Below are 20,481 nucleotides of genomic sequence, written 5' to 3'. Positions count from 1 at the left end.
ACCCATCAAGTGCCTGCAAATAGTAGTTAAAATACGTAAGTGAGAAAGTAAGTAAAACGAGTAGCTGACCTGAAAAGCGCAGCCTTGCCGGTAAAACCGCCGGCAAGGCTTGACGCCACCTAGGGTCAGCCTTTAGAATGCGCAGCCTTTAACAGTGGGGTGGGTACGCCTGCAGCCACTGAACGTATTTGTTAAAAGGCCAGGCAACCATTGGAGTCAGCTAAACACCATGGCAACGATTAATCAGCTAGTGCGCAAGCCGCGCAAGCGCCCCGTCACTAAAAGTGATGTGCCCGCGCTGCAGGCCTGTCCGCAAAAGCGCGGCGTATGTACGCGCGTTTACACTACCACCCCGAAGAAGCCTAACTCGGCCCTGCGTAAGGTCTGCCGTGTGCGCCTGACGAATGGCTTTGAAGTGGCTTCTTACATCGGTGGTGAAGGTCACAACCTTCAGGAACACTCTGTCGTTTTGATTCGCGGCGGCCGTGTAAAGGATTTGCCAGGTGTGCGTTATCACACCGTCCGTGGCGCCCTTGACACCTCCGGCGTTCAAAACCGTCGTCAGGGTCGTTCTAAATACGGTACTAAGCGTCCTAAGTCTTAAGACGATAGGGTGGCTGTACAGCACAGTCGAGCTGTTGGGTGTGCTGAGTAACGATTATCACGAATTTGACGGTCTGATAAGAGTAAGGTCGGGCGGCGCAGTGCGTCTTGTACGCAGCACGAGTTCCGGGTTTACCTGAAAGATCCTTAATTGAGGGCTTATCATGCCTAGAAGAAGAGTAGTAGCTAAACGCGAAATCCTGCCGGATCCTAAGTTCGGAAGTGAGCGTCTGGCGAAGTTCATGAACCACCTGATGTTCAGCGGTAAAAAGTCCATAGCTGAGCGTATCGTCTACGGTGCGCTGGACAAGGTTGCCGAGCGTAGTAAAGAAGAGCCGCTGGAGATCTTCGACAAAGCGCTGGAAGCTATCCAGCCGATGGTCGAAGTGAAGTCGCGCCGCGTGGGTGGTGCGACCTATCAGGTGCCGGTTGAAGTACGTCCGTCTCGTCGCCAGGCGCTAGCCATGCGCTGGCTGGTAGACGCGGCGCGTCGTCGCGGTGAGAAAACCATGGTGCTGCGTCTGGCAGGCGAAATGCTGGATGCTGCAGAAGGCAAAGGTTCTGCCGTTAAGAAGCGCGAAGACGTGCACCGTATGGCAGAAGCCAACAAGGCCTTCTCGCACTACCGTTTTTAATAGCGTCGTTCCTAACATCGACGTTGTTAACATCGGCGTTTCTAGCATTGGCGTTTTTAAGCACGGCGTTTCTAAGTACGGCTTTATGGTGTACATATGCACGTTGTTCAGCATCGCGAAGTGTCTGCTGAGTCGCTATGTTGAAATACCTACCCGCTACCCTGCTGGGGTGGCGGCGGTCGCATAAGCCTCGCTTGCCTACGCCGCTATATTAACGAGCATCGCCAACAAACGGGAGTTTCACCGTGGCACGCAAGACACCACTTACGCGTTATCGCAATATCGGTATTGTCGCTCACGTCGACGCGGGTAAAACCACGACGACTGAGCGGGTACTGTTTTACACTGGCCTTTCCCATAAAGTGGGCGAAGTGCACGACGGTGCTGCGACCATGGACTGGATGGAGCAGGAGCAGGAGCGTGGTATTACCATCACCTCAGCTGCGACTACCTGTTTCTGGCAGGGCATGAACAAGCAGTTTGATGAGCACCGTATCAACATTATCGACACCCCGGGGCACGTTGACTTCACCATTGAAGTTGAGCGTTCTCTGCGCGTGCTTGATGGCGCGGTTGTTGTACTGTGCGGTTCTTCCGGCGTTCAGCCGCAGACCGAAACCGTATGGCGCCAAGCCAACAAGTACGAAGTCCCGCGCATGGTCTTTGTCAACAAGATGGACCGTACCGGCGCCGACTTCTTCATGGTCGTTGAGCAGTTGAAAGAGCGCCTGGGTGCCAAAGCTGTGCCGATCCAGATCAACTGGGGCACAGAAGAAAACTTTAAAGGCGTTATCGACCTGATTCAGATGAAGGCTATCCTGTGGGATGAGGAAAGTCTGGGTATGAATTATGACCTCGCGGACATCCCGGCTGAGCTGCAAGAAACCGCCGAGAAATACCGCGAAGAGATGGTCGAAGCGGCTGCCGAAGGCTCTGACGAGCTGATGGAGAAGTACCTCGACGGTAACGAGCTTACGGTTGAAGAGATCAAGGCCGGTCTGCGCGCGCGCACCCTGGCTAACGATATCGTTTTGGTTACCTGTGGTTCTGCCTTTAAGAACAAGGGCGTTCAGGCGGTACTGGATTGCGTTATCGAGTACATGCCCTCGCCGACGGAAGTTAAGGCGATCGAAGGTGAGCTCGACGATAAAGACGGCACGATCGATACCCGTGAAGCGGACGATAATCAGCCGTTCGCCGCGCTGGCGTTTAAGATCGCTACCGATCCGTTCGTGGGCACACTGACCTTTATCCGTGTCTACTCGGGCGTTCTGAAATCTGGTGACGGTGTGTATAATTCCGTTAAGCAGAAGAAAGAGCGCGTTGGCCGTATCGTTCAGATGCATGCCAACTCTCGTGAAGAGATCAAAGAAGTCTTGGCGGGCGATATTGCCGCCTGTATCGGTCTTAAAGACGTCACTACCGGTGACACCCTGTGCGATATCGATAACAAAATTGTTCTCGAGCGCATGGAGTTCCCGGACCCGGTTATTTCGGTGGCCGTAGAGCCGAAGTCGAAGGCAGACCAAGAGAAAATGGGCGTTGCGCTGGGCAAGCTTGCCCAGGAAGACCCTTCTTTCCAGGTTAAAACCGACGAAGAAACCGGCCAGACGATTATTTCCGGTATGGGTGAGCTTCACCTCGACATCCTCGTTGACCGTATGCGTCGCGAGTTTAAGGTTGAGGCCAATATCGGTAAGCCGCAGGTTGCCTACCGCGAAACCATCCGCGGCAATATTGAGCAAGAAGGCAAGTTCGTACGTCAGTCGGGCGGTCGTGGTCAGTACGGTCACGTTTGGTTGCGCATCGAACCGCTGACTGCTGAAGAAAAGGGTGAAGGCGACGAAGAAATCTTCTTCAAATTCAACTCTGAAATCGTAGGCGGTGCGGTTCCTAAGGAATACGTCCCTGCGGTTGAGAAAGGGGCTTACGAGCAGCTCAAAAACGGCGTCATCGCGGGTTATCCGATGATTGACGTTAAAGTAACGCTGTTCGACGGCTCTTTCCACGACGTAGACTCGAACGAGACTGCGTTCAAGATTGCTTCTTCTATGGCAGTAAAAGAAGGTGCCAGGAAGGCCAAGGCCGTGCTGCTGGAGCCGGTGATGAAGGTCGAAATCGTGACCCCCGAAGACTTTATGGGTGACGTCATGGGCGACCTGAGCCGTCGTCGCGGCCTGGTGCAGGGTATGGATGACTCTTCTTCTGGTAAAGTCATTCGTGCAACGGTGCCACTGGGCGAGATGTTCGGTTATGCTACCGATCTGCGCTCACAGACCCAGGGCCGTGCGAGCTACTCCATGGAGTTCTCGAAGTACGACGAGGCGCCCTCCAGCGTCGTTGAAGCCGTCATCAATCAAAACGGTTAACCGTTAGCTAACGTAAAGAGGTTATAGCAGTGGCTAAGGCAAAATTTGAACGTTCCAAACCGCATATCAACGTCGGCACCATTGGTCACGTCGACCACGGTAAAACGACCCTGACTGCGGCCTTGACCCGCGTTTCCGCTGAAGTTTTTGGCGGCGACTGGAGTGAATTCGCCGCTATCGATAATGCGCCGGAAGAGCGTGAGCGCGGTATCACGATCGCGACATCGCACGTGGAATACCAGTCTGAAGCGCGTCACTACGCGCACGTCGACTGCCCCGGGCACGCCGACTACGTCAAGAACATGATCACCGGTGCTGCGCAGATGGACGGCGCGATCCTGGTCTGTTCTGCCGCAGACGGCCCGATGCCGCAGACTCGCGAGCACATCCTGCTGTCGCGTCAGGTTGGCGTACCGTTCATCGTTGTGTTCCTGAACAAAGCGGACATGGTCGATGACGAAGAGCTGCTCGAGCTGGTAGAGATGGAAGTTCGCGAACTCCTCGACCAGTACGACTTCCCGGGCGACGACACGCCGATCATCACGGGTTCTGCGCTGATGGCGCTGAACGGTGAAGATGAGAACGGCATGGGCACCACCGCCGTTGCGAATCTGATCAAAGCGCTGGACGAGTACATTCCGGAGCCGGAGCGTGCGATCGATCAGCCGTTCCTGATGCCGATTGAAGACGTGTTCTCTATCTCTGGTCGCGGTACGGTTGTCACCGGTCGTGTTGAGCGCGGTATCGTCACTCCGGGTAGCGAAGTCGAAATCATCGGTATCCGTGATACCGTTAAGACCATCGTTACCGGCGTTGAAATGTTCCGTAAGCTGCTCGACGAAGGTCGTGCCGGTGAGAACGTTGGCGCCCTGCTGCGTGGTACTAAGCGTGATGACGTCGAGCGTGGTCAGGTACTGGCCAAGCCGGGCACCATCAAGCCGCATACTACCTTCGAAGCAGAAGTTTACGTACTGTCCAAAGAAGAAGGCGGCCGTCATACGCCTTTCTTCAAGGGCTACCGTCCGCAGTTCTACTTCCGTACCACCGACGTAACGGGTACCTGTGAACTGCCGGAAGGCGTTGAAATGGTCATGCCGGGTGACAACGTGCAAATGGTTGTTACCTTGATTGCTCCAATCGCCATGGATGAAGGTCTGCGCTTCGCTATTCGTGAAGGCGGCCGTACCGTCGGCGCGGGCGTTGTGGCCAAGATCGTTAAGTAAGCTAGTTGCTTGAATGATAGAGGGGGCTCTGGTGAGCCCCCTTTTCTGCGCACCATCAGCAAATGTTTGACATTGGCTTGTGGCGTGCCTATAATGCGCATCCTTTGAATGCGTGGGTAGACGGCTCGCGCCGTCGACATCCATTGGAGTTTAGGGCAAATGCAGAACCAAAAGATTCGCATTCGGTTGAAAGCGTTCGACCATCGCCTGATCGATCAGTCCACAGCGGAGATCGTTGAAACCGCTAAGCGTACTGGTGCTCAGGTTCGTGGGCCGATCCCGCTGCCGACCAATCGCGAGCGTTACACCATTCTGATCTCGCCGCACGTCAACAAAGATGCGCGTGACCAGTATGAGATTCGTACGCACAAGCGTGTGCTCGACATCGTTGAGCCGACCGAGAAAACTGTTGATGCTTTGATGAAACTTGATCTCGCCGCTGGCGTTGACGTGCAAATCAAACTCAACTAATTACACTAGTCACTTGCGGCCCAGCGCTCATAAGTCAGCATGAGCAGCAGCCGCCGCGCCGTGAGGCGCCATACAATGTGCTAGTGGAATGCTCTGGAAAGGGCAGCCATAGCGGGTGATAGCCCCGTACACTATAGGAGACTGAGTATGACTATCGGTTTAGTCGGTACCAAGGCCGGGATGACCCGTGTCTTTACCGAAGACGGCGCATCCGTGCCCGTAACCGTTATTGAAGTGGATCCTAACCGTGTTACACGCGTTAAATCCGTCGAGTCTGACGGTTACGCAGCGGTTCAGGTCACATCTGGCTCTCGTAAAGCTAAGCACCTCACCAAAGCGCAAGCTGGACAGTTTGCCAAGGCGGGTGTTGAAGCTGGTCGCGCACTGATGGAATTTCGTCTTGCAGAAGGCGAAACGATTCCTGAAGTGGGTGGCGAAATCACCGTATCCCTCTTCGAAGCTGGTCAAATGGTTGACGTGACCGGCACCTCTAAGGGTAAAGGCTTCCAGGGTGCTGTTAAGCGCTGGAATTTCCGTACCCAGGACATGACCCACGGTAACTCTCTGTCGCACCGCGCGCCGGGTTCCATCGGCATGTGTCAGACGCCGGGTCGCGTTTTCAAAGGCAAAAAAATGGCCGGTCAAATGGGTAGCGCCCGTTGCACCGTGCAAAGCCTTGAGATCGTCCGTGTCGACGTCGAGCGTAACCTGCTGCTGATTAAAGGCGCCGTACCGGGTGCTCCTGGTAGTGACGTTATCGTTCGCAGCGCCGTGAAAGCAGGCTGAAGGGGATAATTACCAATGAATCTGAATCTTGCTGCAGGCGCGGGTACCGTTGAAGTAGCCGACGCCACTTTTGGCAAAGAATTCAACGAAGCGCTCGTTCACCAAGTGGTCACTGCCTATCTGGCAGCTGGTCGTCAGGGAACTAGCGCACAAAAGAGTCGTTCCGATGTGCGTGGTGGTGGTAAAAAGCCGTGGCGTCAGAAAGGCACCGGTCGTGCACGTGCCGGTACTATCCGCTCTCCGCTATGGCGTGGCGGCGGCGTAACCTTCGCGGCGCGTCCGCAAGACTACACTCAGAAGGTTAACCGCAAGATGTACCGCGCAGCGATGCGCTCCATCTTGTCTGAGCTTGTACGTCAAGAGCGTTTAATCGCGATTGAAGAGTTCAGCGTCGATGCGCCTAGGACCAAGCAGGTAGCTGCCAAGCTGAAAGAGCTCGACCTTGAGAAAGTGTTGATCGTCACTGAAGACATTGACGAAAAGCTCTATTTGGCCGCACGCAACCTTCCCCACGTTGACGTGGTGGATGTCGCGGCAGCTGACCCGGTAAGCCTGGTAGCCTTTGATAAGGTCCTGATTACCGTCTCCGCCCTGCGTAAATTCGAGGAGAAGCTGGCATGAACCAGGAACGCGTATTCAAGGTTCTGCTTGGACCGCACGTGACCGAAAAAGCCGCGATGGCAGCCGAGCGCAACCAGTACGTTTTCAAGGTGGCATCTGATGCTACCAAACCCGAGATCAAGAAAGCCGTTGAAGCACTGTTCGGCAAGAAGGTCAGCGGTGTTCAAGTATTGAACATCAAGGGTAAAACAAAGCGTACTGCGAACGGCATCGGCCTGCGTAAGGGTTACCGTAAAGCGTATGTGACCCTGGCTGCGGGCGAAACGCTCGAAGACTTCACAGGCGCCGAATAAGGGCAGGAGTACGGATAATGGCAATCGTCAAGACCAAACCAACTTCCGCCGGTCGTCGCCACGTCGTCAAGATCGTTGGCGAGGAACTGTTTAAGGGCCGTGCTTATGCACCGCTGCTAGAAAAACAGTCCAAGTCCGGTGGCCGGAATAACTACGGTCGCATCACCACCCGTCACGTGGGCGGTGGTCATCGTCACCACTATCGGCTGATCGACTTTAAGCGCACCAAGGATGGCATTCCTGCCAGCGTTGAGCGCCTAGAGCACGACCCGAACCGCAGTGCGCACATTGCACTGCTGAAATACGCTGATGGCGAGCGTCGTTACATCATCGCACCGAAAGGTGTCAGCGCGGGTACCGTGCTGGAGTCTGGTGTTAACGCGCCCATCAAGAAAGGCAATGCTTTGCCGCTGCGCAACATCCCGTTGGGTTCCACGGTGCACTGCATCGAACTCAAGCCGGGTAAAGGCGCGCAGATTGCTCGCAGTGCCGGTACAAGCGCCCAGCTTGTAGCGCGTGAAGGTAACTACGCCACGCTACGTCTTCGCTCTGGCGAAATGCGTAAAGTGTTGGCCGAGTGCCGCGCAACCTTGGGTGAAGTGAGCAACTCCGAGCACAGCCTGCGTCAACTTGGCAAGGCCGGTGCGAAGCGCTGGAGAGGTGTGCGTCCGACGGTTCGCGGTGTCGCGATGAACCCGGTGGATCACCCGCACGGTGGTGGCGAAGGCCGCACCAGCGGTGGTCGTAACCCGGTCACCCCATGGGGTGTACCAACGAAGGGTTATAAGACGCGTAAGAATAAGCGCACCGACAAGCTGATCATTCGTCGTCGTAATAAGACACGTTGATCGAAATTGCCAAGACATTAAGGGGTAATGGCTGTGCCACGTTCACTTAAGAAAGGTCCCTTCATTGACCTTCATCTTTTGAAGAAGGTAGAGGCTGCAGTGGAGAAGAACGACCGTAAACCGATCAAGACCTGGTCGCGGCGTTCGATGATCCTGCCAACTATGGTAGGCCTCACTATCGCGGTCCATAACGGTCGCCAACACATCCCGGTGCACGTATCCGAGGAAATGGTTGGCCACAAATTGGGCGAATTCGCTGCCACCCGCACTTACCGTGGGCACGTGGCGGATAAGAAAGCCAAACGGTAAGCCAGAGAGGATTGAGAGATGGAAGTCACAGCTAAGCTGCTTGGCGCTCGTTTATCCGCCCAGAAGGCCCGTTTGGTGGCTGACCAGGTGCGCGGTAAACCGGTCGCCGAGGCACTCGACCTGCTGACCTTCTCACCGAAGAAGGCTGCCAAGCTGGTTAAGAAGGTGCTTCAATCCGCCATAGCAAACGCGGAAGAAAATAACGGCATGGATATTGACGAGCTGCGTGTCTCGACCATCTGCGTCGATGAGGGCATGACGCTCAAGCGTATCAAGCCGCGTGCCAAAGGGCGGGCGGATCGTATCTTGAAGCGCACGTGCCACATCACCGTCAAGGTAGCAGAGAAGTAGGAGTCGACCGATGGGTCAGAAAGTCAATCCAACAGGCATTCGACTGGGCATCGTCAAAGACCATGCTTCTGTCTGGTATGCTGAGCGCGGCGCTTACGCCGATAAGCTCAATAATGATCTCGAAGTGCGTAGCTTCCTGGAAGAGCGTCTTAAAAGCGCCTCTGTTAGCCGCATCCACATCGAGCGTCCGGCGAACAATGCCCGCATCACCATTCACACTGCCCGTCCGGGTATCGTGATTGGTAAGAAAGGTGAAGATGTCGACCGTTTGCGTCGCGATCTCACCCAGATGATGGGCGTTCCCGTGCATGTGAACATCGAAGAAGTTCGCAAGCCGGAGCTGGATGCCAAGCTAGTCGCTGCTAACGTAGCGGGTCAGCTTGAGCGTCGCGTGATGTTCCGTCGTGCTATGAAGCGCGCGGTACAGAACGCAATGCGTCTTGGCGCTGGTGGCATCAAGATTCAGCTGTCAGGTCGTCTTGGTGGCGCTGAAATCGCACGTACCGAATGGTACCGCGAGGGTCGCGTTCCGTTGCACACGTTGCGTGCGGATATCGACTACGCCACTTACGAAGCTCACACCACCTATGGCGTTATCGGCGTCAAAGTGTGGATCTTCAAGGGTGAAATCCTCGGCGGTATCGAGGAAGTACGTGCCAAGGCTAAGCAGCAGCAGCCTTCCGGCAACGCACCCAAGAAGAAAGGTTCCAGGTAAGGGGAGAGCGAGTCGATGTTACAGCCCAAGCGTATGAAATTCCGCAAGATGATGAAAGGCCGCAACCGTGGCCTGGCGCATCGCGGAAGCAAGATCAGCTTCGGGGAATACGGCCTTAAAGCGACCGGTCGTGGCCGCATTACTGCGCGCCAGATCGAAGCCGGCCGTCGTGCGATCACACGTCACGTTAAGCGTGGCGGTAAAATCTGGATCCGCGTCTTCCCTGATAAGCCGATCTCCAAGAAGCCGCTCGAAGTTCGTATGGGTAAAGGTAAAGGTTCTGTTGAGTACTGGGTTGCCCAGATCCAACCGGGTCGGATCCTGTATGAAATTGAAGGCGTGTCGGAAGAGCTCGCACGTGAAGCGTTTGATCTTGCCGCACAGAAAATGCCCTTATCCACCACCTTTGCGAAACGGACGGTGATGTGATGAAAGCCCAGGAAATTCGTGACAAGTCCGCAGGAGAGCTCCAGGAGCAACTCCTCGAACTCCTCCGCGAGCAGTTTAACCTGCGCATGCAGAAGGCCACTGGCCAACTGAGCCAGACTCATCTGCTCAAGCAGGTCCGCCGGGATATTGCCCGCGTCAAGACTTTGCTCAACGAGAAGGCAGGTGATTGAGATGGCCGAAGAAAACACAAAGCGTACGCTCACCGGTAAAGTGGTGAGCGATAAGATGGACAAGTCCATCGTCGTCATGATCGAGCGGCGCGAGCGTCACCCGATCTACGGAAAATACGTTAAGCGCTCCACCAAGCTGCACGCCCATGATGAGGCGAACCAGGCGAAGGCAGGCGATACGGTTTCCATTCAGGAATGCCGTCCGCTTTCCAAGTTGAAAGCCTGGACGCTGGTCGAGGTGGTTGCTCACGTCAAGGGTTAATCCCCTCGCGTGTCAATCAGTGCAGTCAGATTAGGTTTGGAGAAAACCGATGATTCAGACTCAGACAATGCTGGATATCGCCGATAACAGCGGAGCGCGCCGGGTGCAATGCATCAAGGTGTTAGGCGGTTCACACCGTCGCTATGCTCGTATAGGTGATATCATCAAGGTCACGGTTAAGGAAGCGATTCCGCGTGGCAAGGTCAAAAAAGGCCAGGTGCTAAAAGCGGTCGTGGTCCGGACCCGTAGTGGCGTCCGTCGTCCCGACGGTTCGCTCATCCGTTTCGATGGAAATGCGGCGGTTTTGTTGAATAACACCAACGAACAGCCCATCGGTACCCGTATTTTTGGGCCGGTGACTCGTGAACTTCGTAATGAAAAGTTCATGAAGATCATTTCCTTAGCGCCTGAAGTGCTGTAAGGAGCGAGGCGGATATGCAAAAGATCAAACGTGACGATGAAGTCATCGTCATCGCCGGGAAGGATAAAGGCAAGCGTGGCACTGTTAAGCGGGTATTAGAAAGCCGCTTCTTGGTGTCCGGTGTGAACATGATTAAACGTCACACCAAGCCAAATCCCATGGCGGGAAATCAGGGCGGTATCGTCGAGCGTGAGGCTCCGATTCACGCGTCCAACGTAGCCATCTTCAATTCGGAGACCGGTAAGGCGGATCGCGTCGGCTTCCAGGTGAAGGAAGACGGTACCAAGGTACGTATCTACAAGTCGACGCAGACGCAGATCGACGCCTAACGCGAGTCGGGTAGCAAAATGGCGAACTTGAAAGAACGTTATCAAAACGAGGTAGCAGCTCAACTCAAAGAAGAGTTCAGCTATGCCAACGTTATGCAGATACCCCGGATCACGAAAGTGACTCTGAACATGGGTATCGGCGAAGCAGTCAACGATAAAAAGTTGATTGACAATGCCATCGGCGATCTAGAGAAGCTCTCTGGGCAAAAGCCGCTGGTGACCAAGGCACGTAAGTCCATCGCGGGCTTCAAGGTGCGCGAAGGTTGGCCTATCGGCATCAAGGTGACCCTGCGCGCTGAGCGCATGTGGGACTTCTTGGACCGCTTGGTTTACATCGCGATTCCCCGCGTGCGTGACTTCCGTGGTCTCAACCCGAAGTCCTTCGACGGTCGCGGCAATTACTCAATGGGTGTGCGTGAGCAGATCATCTTCCCGGAGATCGAGTATGATAAAATCGATCGAATCCGGGGGTTGGATGTCACTATCACCACGACCGCCAAAACCGACGAGGAAGGTCGTGCGCTATTAACCGCGCTGAGCTTCCCGTTCAAGAAATAGGGGTGGGATCATGGCTAAGAAAAGTATGGTAGAGCGTGAGCTTAAGCGTACACAATTGGTGGCGAAGTATGCCACCAAGCGCACTGAGCTCAAGAAGATCATCTCAGACGTGAATACGACTGAGGAAGACCGCTTCGAGGCGACGCTGAAGCTGCAGCAACTGCCGCGCGACTCAAGCCCGGTACGTCAGCGTAACCGCTGCCGTATCACCGGTCGTCCGCACGGCTTTTACAACAAGTTCGGCCTCGGCCGTAACAAGCTGCGTGAAGCCGCCATGCGTGGCGACGTTCCTGGACTGAAGAAGTCCAGTTGGTAACGCCACGTAGAATCATCAGGAGCGCACATTAAATGAGCATGCAAGACACTCTGGCGGATATGTTTACCCGTATCCGCAATGCGCAGATGGCCACCAAGGAGGCGGCAACCATGCCGTCCTCCAAGCTGAAAGTGCAAGTGGCCCGAGTGCTAAAGGAAGAAGGCTACATTGCCGACTTTACGGTAGCGGAGGGCGTTAAGCCCGAGCTGACCGTGACTCTCAAGTACTTTGAGGGTAAGCCGGTTATTGAGCACATTCAGCGGGTTTCCAAGCCGTCCCTGCGCCGTTATAAAGGCAAGGACAATCTGCCTAAGGTCGCCGATGGTCTGGGTATCGCGATTGTCACCACATCCAATGGTGTCATGACCGATCGTGCCGCGCGCCAAGCCGGTGTCGGTGGCGAAGTCATCTGCACCGTATTCTAGGAGGCTGGAATGTCCCGCATAGCGAAATATCCGGTTAAAGTGCCTGCCGGCGTTGAGATTAAAATCGATGCCGACCAGCTGACCGCCAAGGGCGGCCAAGGCACACTATCTATGACTATCCACTCCGATGTAGTGGTGGGTCAGGAAGATAGCCAGCTGACCTTCGCCCCGAGCGAATCTGCCAAGAGCTGGGCCATGGCCGGTACTACCCGCGCCTTAGTTCAGAACCTGGTAACGGGCGTATCCGAGGGTTTTACAAAATCTCTCGAAATTGTTGGCGTCGGTTATCGTGCCCAAGCTAAGGGCCAGACGCTCAATCTTTCACTGGGCTTCTCGCACCCGGTCGACTACCAACTGCCTGAAGGTGTCTCAGCGGAAACGCCGAAAAACACCGTGATCGTGCTGAAAAGCGCGAACAAGCAGCAGCTCGGTCAGTGCGCCGCGGAAATCCGCGCTTTCCGTCCGCCCGAGCCGTATAAAGGCAAGGGTGTCCGGTACGCCGACGAGCAGGTGCGTCGCAAAGAAGCCAAGAAGAAGTAAGGCAGGGTTATGAACGCGAAGAAAGAATCTCGTCTCCGTCGTGCCCGCCGCGCTCGCGCCAAGATCCGCGAGCTGGGCGTGTATCGCCTGTGCGTCAACCGTACCCCGCGTCACATCTATGCGCAGATTATCTCGCCTGATGGTGGCAAAGTGTTAGCCAGTGCTTCTACGCTAGACAAAGCACTGCGCGAGGGTGCGACCGGCAACTCAGATGCGGCCTCTAAAGTAGGTGCTATGATTGCCGAACGCGCTAAAGAAGCAGGCATCACCCAGGTGGCCTTCGACCGTGCTGGCTTTAAGTATCACGGCCGCGTCAAGGCGCTGGCCGACGCCGCACGTGAAGGCGGCCTGGAATTCTAAAGGGTTTTACGATGGCGAAGAACGAACAGCAAAGCGGTGATCTGCAAGAGAAGTTAGTGCAGGTCAACCGCGTCGCCAAGGTGGTCAAGGGTGGTCGTATTTTCGGCTTCACCGCGCTGACCGTCGTTGGTGATGGTAAAGGTCGTGTCGGTTTTGGACGTGGCAAGGCGCGTGAAGTGCCTGTCGCGATCCAGAAGGCAATGGATCAAGCTCGTCGCAACATGGTCAAGGTGAACCTTGCTGGCCACACGCTGCAGTACCCGGTAAAAGCCCGTCACGGTGCTTCCAAGGTGTACATGCAGCCGGCCTCTGAAGGTACCGGTATTATCGCCGGTGGCGCCATGCGCTCTGTATTAGAGCTCGCCGGTGTCCACGACGTACTGGCCAAGTGCTACGGTTCCACCAACCCGGTTAACGTGGTACGGGCGACTGTCAAAGGTCTCTCCTCCATGCAAGCACCGGAAGACGTGGCCGCCAAGCGCGGTCTGTCTGTCGAAGCGATCACGGGGTAAGGCACCATGGCAGCAACGATCAAGGTTACCCAGATCCGCAGCACCATCGGCATCAGGCCCACGCACAAAGCCAACATGAAGGGCTTGGGTCTGCGTCGCATCGGTCATACGGTTGAACTGGAAGACACCCCTGCCGTACGCGGCATGATCTACAAGGTGAACTACCTTGTGCGCGTTGAGGGAGAGTAATCCATGAAACTCAATAGCCTAAGCCCGGCTCCGGGCTCCAAGCACGCTGCAAAGCGCGTTGGTCGTGGCATCGGCTCCGGTCTTGGTAAGACCGGCGGCCGGGGTCACAAAGGTCAGAAAGCACGTAGTGGCGGCAGCGTGAAGCCCGGTTTCGAAGGCGGTCAAATGCCGTTGCAGCGTCGTCTGCCGAAATTCGGTTTCACCTCTGCCAAGTCGCTGGTCTCTGAAGAAGTGCGTGTGGCTGAACTGGTGAAAGTGGCCGGTGGCGACGTCACACTGCAAACGCTGAAAGATGCCAACGTGCTGAAGGATTCAACGCTACACGCGAAGATTATCCTTTCTGGCGAATTGAAAACGGCGGTTACCGTTCGCGGAATCAAGGTCACCAAAGGTGCCCGTGAAGCGATCGAAGCCGCTGGCGGCAAGGTAGAGGACTAAATGGCCAAGTCAGGAAAAATGCCGGCGATGGGCAGCGGTCTGAGTGAACTGTGGGCGCGTTTGCGCTTCGTGCTCCTCGCCATCGTGGTGTACCGTATTGGTGCCCACATTCCCGTTCCCGGTATCAATCCTGACCAGCTTGCTGCCTTGTTTAGGGAGCAACAGGGCACCATCCTGGGCATGTTTAACATGTTCTCGGGCGGTGCTCTGGAGCGCATGAGTGTCCTCGCCCTGGGTATAATGCCCTATATTTCGGCGTCGATTATCATGCAGCTCATGACTGCGGTCTCCCCTCATCTTGAACAACTCAAGAAAGAGGGTGAGGCTGGCCGCCGCAAGATTAGCCAGTACACCCGCTACGGCACCGTGATACTGGCGTTTGTCCAGGCTACCGGCATGTCTGTCGGTCTGGCTAGCCAAGGCATCGCGTACACCGCTGACTTTAGCTTCTTCTTCACCGCTGTGGTTACCTTTGTATCGGGTGCGGTGTTTATGATGTGGCTAGGTGAGCAGATTACCGAGAAGGGCATCGGCAACGGTATTTCGCTGCTGATCTTCGCCGGTATTGTCGCTGGACTGCCCAGTGCCGTGGGCCAGGCTTTCGAGCTTGCCCGTAATGAAGGGGCCTGGAATGTTCTGCCGCTGTTAGCGCTGTCTGTGTTAGGTATTGCGACTGTTGCCTTTGTGGTGTTCATCGAGCGCGGCCAACGCCGCCTCAAGGTGAACTACCCGCGGCGACAAGTGGGCAATAAGATGTATGCAGGCCAAAGTAGCTACCTGCCTTTGAAGGTCAACATGGCCGGCGTTATTCCGGCGATTTTTGCCTCCAGTATTCTGCTCTTCCCGGCCTCTATCGGTCAGTGGGTGGGTGCTGGCGAAGGTATGGAGTGGTTGCAGCGTGCATCTCAGGCATTAGGCCCAGGTCAACCGCTTTACATCTTGCTTTTCGCGGCGGCAGTGGTATTCTTCTGCTTCTTTTACACAGCGCTGGTCTTCAACCCCAAGGATGTGGCTGACAATCTTAAAAAGTCAGGCGCTTTCCTGCCGGGCATTCGCCCCGGCGAGCAGACCGCTCGCTATATCGACAAGGTCATGACACGTTTGACCCTGTTCGGTGCCTTGTATATCACTGCGGTTTCCTTGATGCCCCAGTTCTTGATTGTAGCGTGGAACGTGCCGTTCTTTTTCGGCGGTACCTCGTTGTTAATCGTAGTCGTGGTCATCATGGACTTCATGGCCCAGGTGCAATCGCATCTCATGTCGAGCCAGTATGACTCAGTGATGAAGAAGTCCAACCTGAAAGGCTACGGTAGCGGCGGTATTACGCGCTGAGGCGCCGTCTTTTCTCTTACCTTAGAGAGAGGCGCGCCGCGAGCCGGTTTTTGGAGAAAGATCGATGAAAGTTCGAGCTTCCGTAAAGAAAATGTGCCGTAACTGCAAGATCATTCGTCGCAATGGCGCTGTCCGCGTCATCTGCAGCGAACCACGGCACAAACAGCGCCAGGGTTAATAGCCTGGGTTGTATTAAGCGGGTGCCAGCATACCCCTTGCCTTAGGGCGTTTAAAGGGGTATGCTGTTGCGCCTTTTATAGATGAACAAACGAGCAAGCCGCTCAAATTTCGGAGTAAGCTGATGGCCCGTATTGCAGGCGTCAATATCCCGGACAACAAGCATGCGGCGATCTCGCTGACCTACATCTTCGGTATTGGCCGTACCCGTGCTGAGCACATCTGTGCAGCATCAGGTATTGCCATGAATGCCAAGATCCAGGACCTGTCTTCTGAAGAAGTCGACACCCTGCGTTCTGAAGTTGGCAAGTACACCGTAGAAGGCGACCTTCGTCGTGATGTCACGCTTAACATTAAGCGTCTCATGGACTTAGGTTGCTACCGTGGTCTGCGTCATCGTCGTAGTCTTCCGCTGCGTGGTCAGCGGACTAAGACTAACGCGCGCACCCGTAAGGGCCCGCGTAAGCCGATCCGCAAATAATACGCAGGCTCTTTAATAGAGAGCCGGCGTAACGACAGGAATAGACATCAACATGGCTAACCCGCGTAGTAACCGTAAAAAGGTTAAAAAGCAGGTAGTGGACGCGATTGCGCATATCCATGCCTCTTTTAACAACACGATCGTGACGATCACAGACCGCCAGGGCAACGCTCTGTCATGGGCGACTGCCGGTGGTTCGGGTTTTCGTGGTTCTCGCAAGAGCACCCCGTTCGCTGCTCAAGTGGCAAGCGAACGTGCAGCAACTGCTGCAGCCGAGTATGGTGTGAAAAACGTAGACGTACTGGTTAAAGGCCCAGGTCCCGGTCGTGAATCCGCCGTGCGCGCACTGAATGCCGCCGGCTTCCGCGTGCAAAGCATCGTAGACGCGACGCCCATTCCCCATAATGGCTGCCGTCCGCCGAAGAAACGCCGCGTTTAAGGAGACAGATTCATGGCCCGTTATATTGGACCGAAGTGCAAATTGTCTCGTCGTGAAGGCACCGACCTCTTTTTAAAGAGTGGTGTGACTCCCTTCGAGAAAAAGTGTAAATCCGAGCAGATCCCGGGTGTACACGGCCAGCGTCGTCAGCGTCTTTCAGACTACGGCTTGCAGCTTCGCGAGAAGCAAAAAGTACGTCGCATGTATGGCGTACTCGAAAAACAGTTCCGTAACTACTACAAAGAAGCCGCCCGCCTTAAAGGCGCGACCGGTGAGGTATTGTTGCAGTTGCTCGAATCCCGACTGGATAATGTCGTCTACCGCATGGGCTTCGGCTCGACTCGCTCTGAAGCGCGTCAGCTGGTCAGTCACAAGGCGATTTCCGTCAATGGCCGCAGCGTTAACGTCGCTTCCTATCAAGTGAAGCCGGGTGACGTTGTTTCCATTCGCGAGAAGGCGAAGAACCAAGTACGTATTCAAAGCGCGTTGTCCATTGCGGCCAACCGTGGCGACATCGCTTGGATCGAAATCGACGCCAAGAAGATGGAAGGCACTTTCAAGGCTCTGCCTGAACGCGGTGACCTGTCTGCCGACATCAACGAAAATCTGATCGTCGAGCTGTACTCCAAGTAAGCAGTTTCCTGTTTCTTGTCGATCTGGCGCCGGTTTTTTGCCAGCGCCAGCTCGTAACCGAGTACCAAGTATCCGTTTGGCAGCCTGAAAGGTGTTCATATGCAGCGTTCAGTGACAGAGTTTCTTCGTCCCCGTGATATTAAGGTCGAAGAAATCAGCGCACATCATGCCAAAATCGTGCTCGAACCGTTCGAGCGTGGCTTTGGTCACACCCTGGGGAATGCACTGCGTCGCATTCTGCTTTCGTCAATGCCCGGCTGTGCCGTGGTAGAGGCTGAAATCGCCGGTGTAGAGCATGAGTACAGTGCCCTCGAAGGGGTGCAGGAAGATGTTATTGAAATCCTCCTGAACTTGAAAGATGTTGCGATCAAGATGCACAGCCGCGATGAGGCGATGCTCACGCTGAACAAGCAGGGCCCAGCCGTCGTCACCGCTGGCGACATTGCGCTTGATCATAGCGTCGAAATCGTCAACCCGGACCACATCATTGCTCATGTCAATGAAGGTGCCGAGCTGAAAATTCAGCTTAAGGTAGCGCTGGGTCGTGGCTACGAACCGGCTGACGCGCGCGGCTCTGATGAAGAGACGCGTGCTATTGGCCGCCTGCAGCTGGATGCCACCTTCAGCCCTGTCCGCCGTGTTTCCTACTCGGTTGAAGCCGCTCGTGTTGAGCAGCGCACCGATCTCGATAAGCTAATTATCGATTTGGAAACCGACGGTACCCTGGATCCGGAAGAGGCTATCCGTCGCAGTGCGACCATCCTGCAAGAGCAGCTGGCCGCCTTCGTCGACCTGGAAGCTGATAAAGAACAGGAAGTCGAAGAGGAAGAGGATCAAGTTGATCCAATTCTATTGCGCCCCGTAGACGATCTTGAGTTGACCGTTCGCAGCGCGAACTGCCTAAAAGCCGAGAATATTTACTACATCGGTGATCTTATCCAGCGCACAGAAGTTGAGCTGTTGAAGACACCGAATCTCGGTAAAAAATCTTTGAATGAAATCAAAGATGTATTGGCAGCGCGCGGCTTGTCCCTCGGCATGCGGTTGGAACATTGGCCACCGGCAAGCCTGAAGGACGACAAGGCCTCCGCGTGAGCGTCGACTTGAGTCCCAGTTTGGTAAGGAATTACAACCATGCGTCATCGTAAGAGTGGTCGTCATCTGAATCGCACCAGCTCGCATCGTCAGGCCATGTTCAAGAACATGTCTGTCTCGCTGGTCGAACATGAAGTCATTAAGACAACCCTGCCCAAAGCCAAGGAGCTGCGTCGCGTTATCGAGCCGCTGATCACCTTGTCTAAGCAGGATAGCGTTGCTAACCGTCGTTTGGCGTTTTCCCGTACGCGCTCTAAAGAAGCCGTCGGTAAATTGTTCAACGAACTAGGCCCGCGTTATGCCGAGCGTCCGGGCGGTTACGTCCGTATTCTCAAGTGCGGTTTCCGCACCGGCGACAACGCGCCTATGGCGTTCGTCGAGCTAGTTGACCGTCCGGTCGTTGAAGACGTCGCCGCAGAAGAGTAATGCTCTGCGCTAAGCGTGTTTAGCAGCGAATGAAAACCGACCCCTTGGGGTCGGTTTTTTTGTTTATGCCTATCGGCTACCCGCACGTTTCTCGCCTTTATTTTGTCCTATTCTACGCTTAACTGCGTCTATACTCTGTTTATGATAGATAGTCTGTTTGTGATGAACGCAAAAGCGGCGTCATATCGCGAAGGGAAAGCCTTGCGCTGCGCCTTGAGTGTGGCAAGGTAACTAAGCAGTTATAGGCGGGTTAATCAGTGGTTACAACTAGTGCGTTGATAACAACGAAGGGGCAGGTATGTATGCGAGGGTAAAAAGCGCCGCTGGAGCGCCTGGCGTATGGCCATGGAGTATGGCCGTGCTATTGATACTGGCAATGGTCACTAGCGCTCAAGCCGCTAACCCTCGCTACGCGGGGGTCGTGGTGGATTTAGATAATGGCGAAGTGCTGTATGCGGAGAATATTGATGACCAGCGCTATCCCGCCTCGCTCACCAAAATGATGACGCTGTATCTAACCTTTGAAGCGTTAGAAAATGGTACGCTGCGTCTAGATCAACCCTTGCCTGTCTCCCCTTATGCGGCTGCCAAGCCTGCGGTAAAACTGTGGCTGGCTGCCGGTAGCGCTATCCCGGTGGATACCGCTATCCGCGCGCTTGCCGTTCGCTCGGCGAATGACGTTGCCGCCGTGGTTGCCGAAGCGCTAGGCGGCAGTGAAGCACGGTTTGCGCAAATGATGACCAGCAAAGCGCGCGAGCTGGGCATGCACGCCACTACCTTTCGCAACGCCTCTGGCCTGCCGGACAATGGCCAGATCACCACCGCCCGGGATATGCTGACGCTCTCGGTCCGCGTCATGCAGGACTTCCCCCAGTACTACCATTATTTTGGCCTGCAGGAGTTCAGCTACCGCGGCAAGCGGCATACCAGCCACAATCGGCTAGTGCGCGACTACCCAGGGGCAGACGGCTTAAAAACCGGGTTCATTCGCGCTTCTGGTTTTAACGTGGCGACCACGGCTGTGCGCGGTAACCGACGTTTGGTAGGGGTGGTGATGGGCGGATTTTCGTCCCAGTCACGGGACACCCATATGGCCAATCTGCTCGACCGTAGTTTTCTGCGCGCGTCGTTGCGTGACCAGCAAAGCTGGATGGCCGATACGAGCTTCTCGCGCGAGTTTATGGCCTTTGCCCCTCCCGCTCAGCCAGTGGCGCCAGCCAATCCTAGGCCACGCCAGCCGTTGATGGCGGTCGTCGAAACGGGCCTAGAAGCGAACCTAGAAGCCCAGTTAGCCGATATAAAGACGATTCAGCGTCCGCCAGTAACGCCATCGCAACCCGATCCGCTGCAAGCGTTTATTGAACGAGAACAGACGCTCGCCGCCAATGAAGCGGTCGACGGCTGGGGCGTTCAAGTAGGCGCTTTCAGCCAGGAAGCGCAGGCCCGTCAATTGGCCCAGCAGGCGGCGCAACGCATCGCCCAGAATTTAAGAGGCCGCGTGGCTGTCGACACGGTAGAGGGCCAACGCCCGGTTTATCGTGCCCGCTTAATGGCGCTAGACGAGCAGCGCGCCCATCAGGCGTGTCGCGCACTGCACTCCCAGGGGATGGACTGCATGGTGGTAAACGCCAGCCTGTAATAAGGTGGTGTACTTAATCACCCCGCCAATGGCTCGTTGGCGGGGTTTTTTGCTTTTGGGCCAGC

Annotated in this window: 33 protein-coding genes; all 33 read left to right on the top strand. The window is 55.4% G+C overall.

Annotation, left to right across the window (positions count from 1 at the left end):
- The first annotated feature begins 229 nt into the window (after positions 1 to 229).
- Positions 230 to 604 carry a 30S ribosomal protein S12 gene (gene rpsL / locus HVA01_RS07740; RefSeq protein WP_146874556.1) on the top strand — a complete coding sequence of 125 codons (375 nt, stop codon included), beginning with the start codon at positions 230 to 232 and terminating at the stop codon, positions 602 to 604.
- 163 nt (positions 605 to 767) lie between these two features.
- Entirely contained in the window at positions 768 to 1,238 is a 471-nt protein-coding gene (gene rpsG / locus HVA01_RS07735) for a 30S ribosomal protein S7 (protein ID WP_146874554.1), read from the top strand.
- 245 nt (positions 1,239 to 1,483) lie between these two features.
- Positions 1,484 to 3,607: an elongation factor G gene (gene fusA, locus HVA01_RS07730; protein ID WP_146874552.1), complete on the top strand. Its 2,124-nt coding sequence runs from the start codon at positions 1,484 to 1,486 to the stop codon at positions 3,605 to 3,607.
- A gap of 29 nt (positions 3,608 to 3,636) precedes the next feature.
- The gene (gene tuf / locus HVA01_RS07725; RefSeq protein WP_146874550.1) at positions 3,637 to 4,830 is read left to right on the top strand and encodes an elongation factor Tu; all 1,194 of its coding nucleotides are present in this window, start codon (positions 3,637 to 3,639) and stop codon (positions 4,828 to 4,830) included.
- 159 nt (positions 4,831 to 4,989) lie between these two features.
- Positions 4,990 to 5,301, top strand: a complete 312-nt coding sequence (rpsJ, locus tag HVA01_RS07720; protein ID WP_007112007.1) for a 30S ribosomal protein S10 — start codon at positions 4,990 to 4,992, stop codon at positions 5,299 to 5,301.
- Positions 5,302 to 5,448: 147 nt separating this feature from the next.
- Positions 5,449 to 6,087, top strand: coding sequence for a 50S ribosomal protein L3 (gene rplC, locus HVA01_RS07715; RefSeq protein ID WP_146874548.1), 639 nt, complete (start codon positions 5,449 to 5,451; stop codon positions 6,085 to 6,087).
- Between the two features lie 15 nt (positions 6,088 to 6,102).
- Positions 6,103 to 6,708, top strand: a complete 606-nt coding sequence (gene rplD, locus HVA01_RS07710; protein WP_146874546.1) for a 50S ribosomal protein L4 — start codon at positions 6,103 to 6,105, stop codon at positions 6,706 to 6,708.
- Positions 6,705 to 7,001, top strand: a complete 297-nt coding sequence (rplW, locus tag HVA01_RS07705; protein WP_146874544.1) for a 50S ribosomal protein L23 — start codon at positions 6,705 to 6,707, stop codon at positions 6,999 to 7,001. The genes rplD and rplW overlap by 4 nt, the downstream gene beginning before the upstream one ends.
- 17 nt (positions 7,002 to 7,018) lie before the next feature.
- The gene (rplB, locus tag HVA01_RS07700; RefSeq protein WP_146874542.1) at positions 7,019 to 7,849 is read left to right on the top strand and encodes a 50S ribosomal protein L2; all 831 of its coding nucleotides are present in this window, start codon (positions 7,019 to 7,021) and stop codon (positions 7,847 to 7,849) included.
- Positions 7,850 to 7,882: 33 nt separating this feature from the next.
- Positions 7,883 to 8,158 carry a 30S ribosomal protein S19 gene (gene rpsS / locus HVA01_RS07695; protein WP_146874541.1) on the top strand — a complete coding sequence of 92 codons (276 nt, stop codon included), beginning with the start codon at positions 7,883 to 7,885 and terminating at the stop codon, positions 8,156 to 8,158.
- Between the two features lie 18 nt (positions 8,159 to 8,176).
- Complete coding sequence (rplV, locus tag HVA01_RS07690; protein WP_007112002.1) at positions 8,177 to 8,509, top strand: 50S ribosomal protein L22; 333 nt, start codon at positions 8,177 to 8,179, stop codon at positions 8,507 to 8,509.
- Between the two features lie 10 nt (positions 8,510 to 8,519).
- Positions 8,520 to 9,224 (top strand): 30S ribosomal protein S3, encoded by a 705-nt coding sequence (rpsC, locus tag HVA01_RS07685; RefSeq protein ID WP_133731698.1) that lies wholly within the window; start codon positions 8,520 to 8,522, stop codon positions 9,222 to 9,224.
- 15 nt (positions 9,225 to 9,239) lie between these two features.
- Positions 9,240 to 9,653: a 50S ribosomal protein L16 gene (gene rplP / locus HVA01_RS07680; RefSeq protein ID WP_146874540.1), complete on the top strand. Its 414-nt coding sequence runs from the start codon at positions 9,240 to 9,242 to the stop codon at positions 9,651 to 9,653.
- Positions 9,653 to 9,844, top strand: coding sequence for a 50S ribosomal protein L29 (rpmC, locus tag HVA01_RS07675; RefSeq protein WP_146874538.1), 192 nt, complete (start codon positions 9,653 to 9,655; stop codon positions 9,842 to 9,844). Before rplP ends, rpmC begins: the two co-directional genes overlap by 1 nt.
- A gap of 1 nt (position 9,845) precedes the next feature.
- Complete coding sequence (rpsQ, locus tag HVA01_RS07670) at positions 9,846 to 10,106, top strand: 30S ribosomal protein S17 (RefSeq protein WP_146874536.1); 261 nt, start codon at positions 9,846 to 9,848, stop codon at positions 10,104 to 10,106.
- Positions 10,107 to 10,155: 49 nt separating this feature from the next.
- A complete protein-coding gene (rplN, locus tag HVA01_RS07665) occupies positions 10,156 to 10,527 on the top strand; it encodes a 50S ribosomal protein L14 (RefSeq protein WP_146874534.1) in 372 nt (123 codons plus the stop codon).
- A gap of 14 nt (positions 10,528 to 10,541) precedes the next feature.
- Complete coding sequence (gene rplX, locus HVA01_RS07660) at positions 10,542 to 10,856, top strand: 50S ribosomal protein L24 (RefSeq protein ID WP_096276511.1); 315 nt, start codon at positions 10,542 to 10,544, stop codon at positions 10,854 to 10,856.
- Between the two features lie 18 nt (positions 10,857 to 10,874).
- Positions 10,875 to 11,414, top strand: coding sequence for a 50S ribosomal protein L5 (rplE, locus tag HVA01_RS07655; protein WP_146874533.1), 540 nt, complete (start codon positions 10,875 to 10,877; stop codon positions 11,412 to 11,414).
- Between the two features lie 10 nt (positions 11,415 to 11,424).
- Positions 11,425 to 11,730, top strand: coding sequence for a 30S ribosomal protein S14 (rpsN, locus tag HVA01_RS07650; protein ID WP_146874531.1), 306 nt, complete (start codon positions 11,425 to 11,427; stop codon positions 11,728 to 11,730).
- 32 nt (positions 11,731 to 11,762) lie between these two features.
- Positions 11,763 to 12,155, top strand: coding sequence for a 30S ribosomal protein S8 (gene rpsH / locus HVA01_RS07645; RefSeq protein WP_146874529.1), 393 nt, complete (start codon positions 11,763 to 11,765; stop codon positions 12,153 to 12,155).
- 9 nt (positions 12,156 to 12,164) lie between these two features.
- Positions 12,165 to 12,695, top strand: a complete 531-nt coding sequence (gene rplF, locus HVA01_RS07640; protein ID WP_146874527.1) for a 50S ribosomal protein L6 — start codon at positions 12,165 to 12,167, stop codon at positions 12,693 to 12,695.
- A 9-nt stretch (positions 12,696 to 12,704) separates the two neighbouring features.
- Positions 12,705 to 13,055, top strand: a complete 351-nt coding sequence (gene rplR, locus HVA01_RS07635; protein WP_146874525.1) for a 50S ribosomal protein L18 — start codon at positions 12,705 to 12,707, stop codon at positions 13,053 to 13,055.
- A gap of 11 nt (positions 13,056 to 13,066) precedes the next feature.
- The gene (rpsE, locus tag HVA01_RS07630) at positions 13,067 to 13,567 is read left to right on the top strand and encodes a 30S ribosomal protein S5 (RefSeq protein ID WP_007111990.1); all 501 of its coding nucleotides are present in this window, start codon (positions 13,067 to 13,069) and stop codon (positions 13,565 to 13,567) included.
- A 6-nt stretch (positions 13,568 to 13,573) separates the two neighbouring features.
- Positions 13,574 to 13,756, top strand: a complete 183-nt coding sequence (gene rpmD, locus HVA01_RS07625; protein ID WP_146874523.1) for a 50S ribosomal protein L30 — start codon at positions 13,574 to 13,576, stop codon at positions 13,754 to 13,756.
- 3 nt (positions 13,757 to 13,759) lie between these two features.
- Positions 13,760 to 14,194: a 50S ribosomal protein L15 gene (gene rplO, locus HVA01_RS07620; RefSeq protein WP_146874521.1), complete on the top strand. Its 435-nt coding sequence runs from the start codon at positions 13,760 to 13,762 to the stop codon at positions 14,192 to 14,194.
- Entirely contained in the window at positions 14,195 to 15,526 is a 1,332-nt protein-coding gene (gene secY / locus HVA01_RS07615) for a preprotein translocase subunit SecY (protein ID WP_146874519.1), read from the top strand.
- Positions 15,527 to 15,590: 64 nt separating this feature from the next.
- Positions 15,591 to 15,704 (top strand): 50S ribosomal protein L36, encoded by a 114-nt coding sequence (rpmJ, locus tag HVA01_RS07610; protein ID WP_008959154.1) that lies wholly within the window; start codon positions 15,591 to 15,593, stop codon positions 15,702 to 15,704.
- 123 nt (positions 15,705 to 15,827) lie between these two features.
- Positions 15,828 to 16,184, top strand: a complete 357-nt coding sequence (gene rpsM / locus HVA01_RS07605; protein ID WP_146874517.1) for a 30S ribosomal protein S13 — start codon at positions 15,828 to 15,830, stop codon at positions 16,182 to 16,184.
- 52 nt (positions 16,185 to 16,236) lie between these two features.
- A complete protein-coding gene (gene rpsK, locus HVA01_RS07600) occupies positions 16,237 to 16,623 on the top strand; it encodes a 30S ribosomal protein S11 (RefSeq protein WP_007111985.1) in 387 nt (128 codons plus the stop codon).
- Positions 16,624 to 16,635: 12 nt separating this feature from the next.
- Positions 16,636 to 17,256: a 30S ribosomal protein S4 gene (gene rpsD / locus HVA01_RS07595; RefSeq protein ID WP_146874515.1), complete on the top strand. Its 621-nt coding sequence runs from the start codon at positions 16,636 to 16,638 to the stop codon at positions 17,254 to 17,256.
- A gap of 99 nt (positions 17,257 to 17,355) precedes the next feature.
- Positions 17,356 to 18,351: a DNA-directed RNA polymerase subunit alpha gene (locus HVA01_RS07590; protein ID WP_146874513.1), complete on the top strand. Its 996-nt coding sequence runs from the start codon at positions 17,356 to 17,358 to the stop codon at positions 18,349 to 18,351.
- 39 nt (positions 18,352 to 18,390) lie between these two features.
- Positions 18,391 to 18,777 carry a 50S ribosomal protein L17 gene (gene rplQ / locus HVA01_RS07585; RefSeq protein WP_146874511.1) on the top strand — a complete coding sequence of 129 codons (387 nt, stop codon included), beginning with the start codon at positions 18,391 to 18,393 and terminating at the stop codon, positions 18,775 to 18,777.
- 298 nt (positions 18,778 to 19,075) lie between these two features.
- A complete protein-coding gene (locus tag HVA01_RS07580) occupies positions 19,076 to 20,416 on the top strand; it encodes a D-alanyl-D-alanine carboxypeptidase family protein (RefSeq protein ID WP_371860138.1) in 1,341 nt (446 codons plus the stop codon).
- The last annotated feature ends 65 nt before the right edge of the window (positions 20,417 to 20,481 follow it).

It is taken from the genome of Halovibrio variabilis (assembly GCF_007991175.1).
Classification (GTDB): Bacteria; Pseudomonadota; Gammaproteobacteria; order Pseudomonadales; family Halomonadaceae; genus Vreelandella; species Vreelandella variabilis.
Note: the sequence above shows the minus strand (reverse complement) of the source record. Positions and strands in the feature narration are given on the sequence as shown.

Excerpts from the sequence above, each read along its gene's own strand:
- rpmD (WP_146874523.1), top strand. The coding sequence starts at position 13,574 with ATGGCAGCAACGATCAAGGTTACCCAGATCCGCAGCACCATCGGCATC.
- rpsL (WP_146874556.1), top strand. The coding sequence starts at position 230 with ATGGCAACGATTAATCAGCTAGTGCGCAAGCCGCGCAAGCGCCCCGTC.
- rpsH (WP_146874529.1), top strand. The coding sequence starts at position 11,763 with ATGAGCATGCAAGACACTCTGGCGGATATGTTTACCCGTATCCGCAAT.
- rplE (WP_146874533.1), top strand. The coding sequence starts at position 10,875 with ATGGCGAACTTGAAAGAACGTTATCAAAACGAGGTAGCAGCTCAACTC.
- HVA01_RS07580 (WP_371860138.1), top strand. The coding sequence starts at position 19,076 with ATGTATGCGAGGGTAAAAAGCGCCGCTGGAGCGCCTGGCGTATGGCCA.
- rpsJ (WP_007112007.1), top strand. The coding sequence starts at position 4,990 with ATGCAGAACCAAAAGATTCGCATTCGGTTGAAAGCGTTCGACCATCGC.
- rpsC (WP_133731698.1), top strand. The coding sequence starts at position 8,520 with ATGGGTCAGAAAGTCAATCCAACAGGCATTCGACTGGGCATCGTCAAA.
- rplF (WP_146874527.1), top strand. The coding sequence starts at position 12,165 with ATGTCCCGCATAGCGAAATATCCGGTTAAAGTGCCTGCCGGCGTTGAG.
- HVA01_RS07590 (WP_146874513.1), top strand. The coding sequence starts at position 17,356 with ATGCAGCGTTCAGTGACAGAGTTTCTTCGTCCCCGTGATATTAAGGTC.
- rplV (WP_007112002.1), top strand. The coding sequence starts at position 8,177 with ATGGAAGTCACAGCTAAGCTGCTTGGCGCTCGTTTATCCGCCCAGAAG.
- rpsD (WP_146874515.1), top strand. The coding sequence starts at position 16,636 with ATGGCCCGTTATATTGGACCGAAGTGCAAATTGTCTCGTCGTGAAGGC.
- rplB (WP_146874542.1), top strand. The coding sequence starts at position 7,019 with ATGGCAATCGTCAAGACCAAACCAACTTCCGCCGGTCGTCGCCACGTC.
- rplQ (WP_146874511.1), top strand. The coding sequence starts at position 18,391 with ATGCGTCATCGTAAGAGTGGTCGTCATCTGAATCGCACCAGCTCGCAT.
- rpsM (WP_146874517.1), top strand. The coding sequence starts at position 15,828 with ATGGCCCGTATTGCAGGCGTCAATATCCCGGACAACAAGCATGCGGCG.
- rpmC (WP_146874538.1), top strand. The coding sequence starts at position 9,653 with ATGAAAGCCCAGGAAATTCGTGACAAGTCCGCAGGAGAGCTCCAGGAG.
- rplO (WP_146874521.1), top strand. The coding sequence starts at position 13,760 with ATGAAACTCAATAGCCTAAGCCCGGCTCCGGGCTCCAAGCACGCTGCA.
- rpmJ (WP_008959154.1), top strand. The coding sequence starts at position 15,591 with ATGAAAGTTCGAGCTTCCGTAAAGAAAATGTGCCGTAACTGCAAGATC.
- rplP (WP_146874540.1), top strand. The coding sequence starts at position 9,240 with ATGTTACAGCCCAAGCGTATGAAATTCCGCAAGATGATGAAAGGCCGC.
- rplR (WP_146874525.1), top strand. The coding sequence starts at position 12,705 with ATGAACGCGAAGAAAGAATCTCGTCTCCGTCGTGCCCGCCGCGCTCGC.
- secY (WP_146874519.1), top strand. The coding sequence starts at position 14,195 with ATGGCCAAGTCAGGAAAAATGCCGGCGATGGGCAGCGGTCTGAGTGAA.
- rpsQ (WP_146874536.1), top strand. The coding sequence starts at position 9,846 with ATGGCCGAAGAAAACACAAAGCGTACGCTCACCGGTAAAGTGGTGAGC.
- rplW (WP_146874544.1), top strand. The coding sequence starts at position 6,705 with ATGAACCAGGAACGCGTATTCAAGGTTCTGCTTGGACCGCACGTGACC.
- rplD (WP_146874546.1), top strand. The coding sequence starts at position 6,103 with ATGAATCTGAATCTTGCTGCAGGCGCGGGTACCGTTGAAGTAGCCGAC.
- rplC (WP_146874548.1), top strand. The coding sequence starts at position 5,449 with ATGACTATCGGTTTAGTCGGTACCAAGGCCGGGATGACCCGTGTCTTT.
- rpsE (WP_007111990.1), top strand. The coding sequence starts at position 13,067 with ATGGCGAAGAACGAACAGCAAAGCGGTGATCTGCAAGAGAAGTTAGTG.
- rpsK (WP_007111985.1), top strand. The coding sequence starts at position 16,237 with ATGGCTAACCCGCGTAGTAACCGTAAAAAGGTTAAAAAGCAGGTAGTG.
- rpsG (WP_146874554.1), top strand. The coding sequence starts at position 768 with ATGCCTAGAAGAAGAGTAGTAGCTAAACGCGAAATCCTGCCGGATCCT.
- rplN (WP_146874534.1), top strand. The coding sequence starts at position 10,156 with ATGATTCAGACTCAGACAATGCTGGATATCGCCGATAACAGCGGAGCG.
- rpsN (WP_146874531.1), top strand. The coding sequence starts at position 11,425 with ATGGCTAAGAAAAGTATGGTAGAGCGTGAGCTTAAGCGTACACAATTG.
- rplX (WP_096276511.1), top strand. The coding sequence starts at position 10,542 with ATGCAAAAGATCAAACGTGACGATGAAGTCATCGTCATCGCCGGGAAG.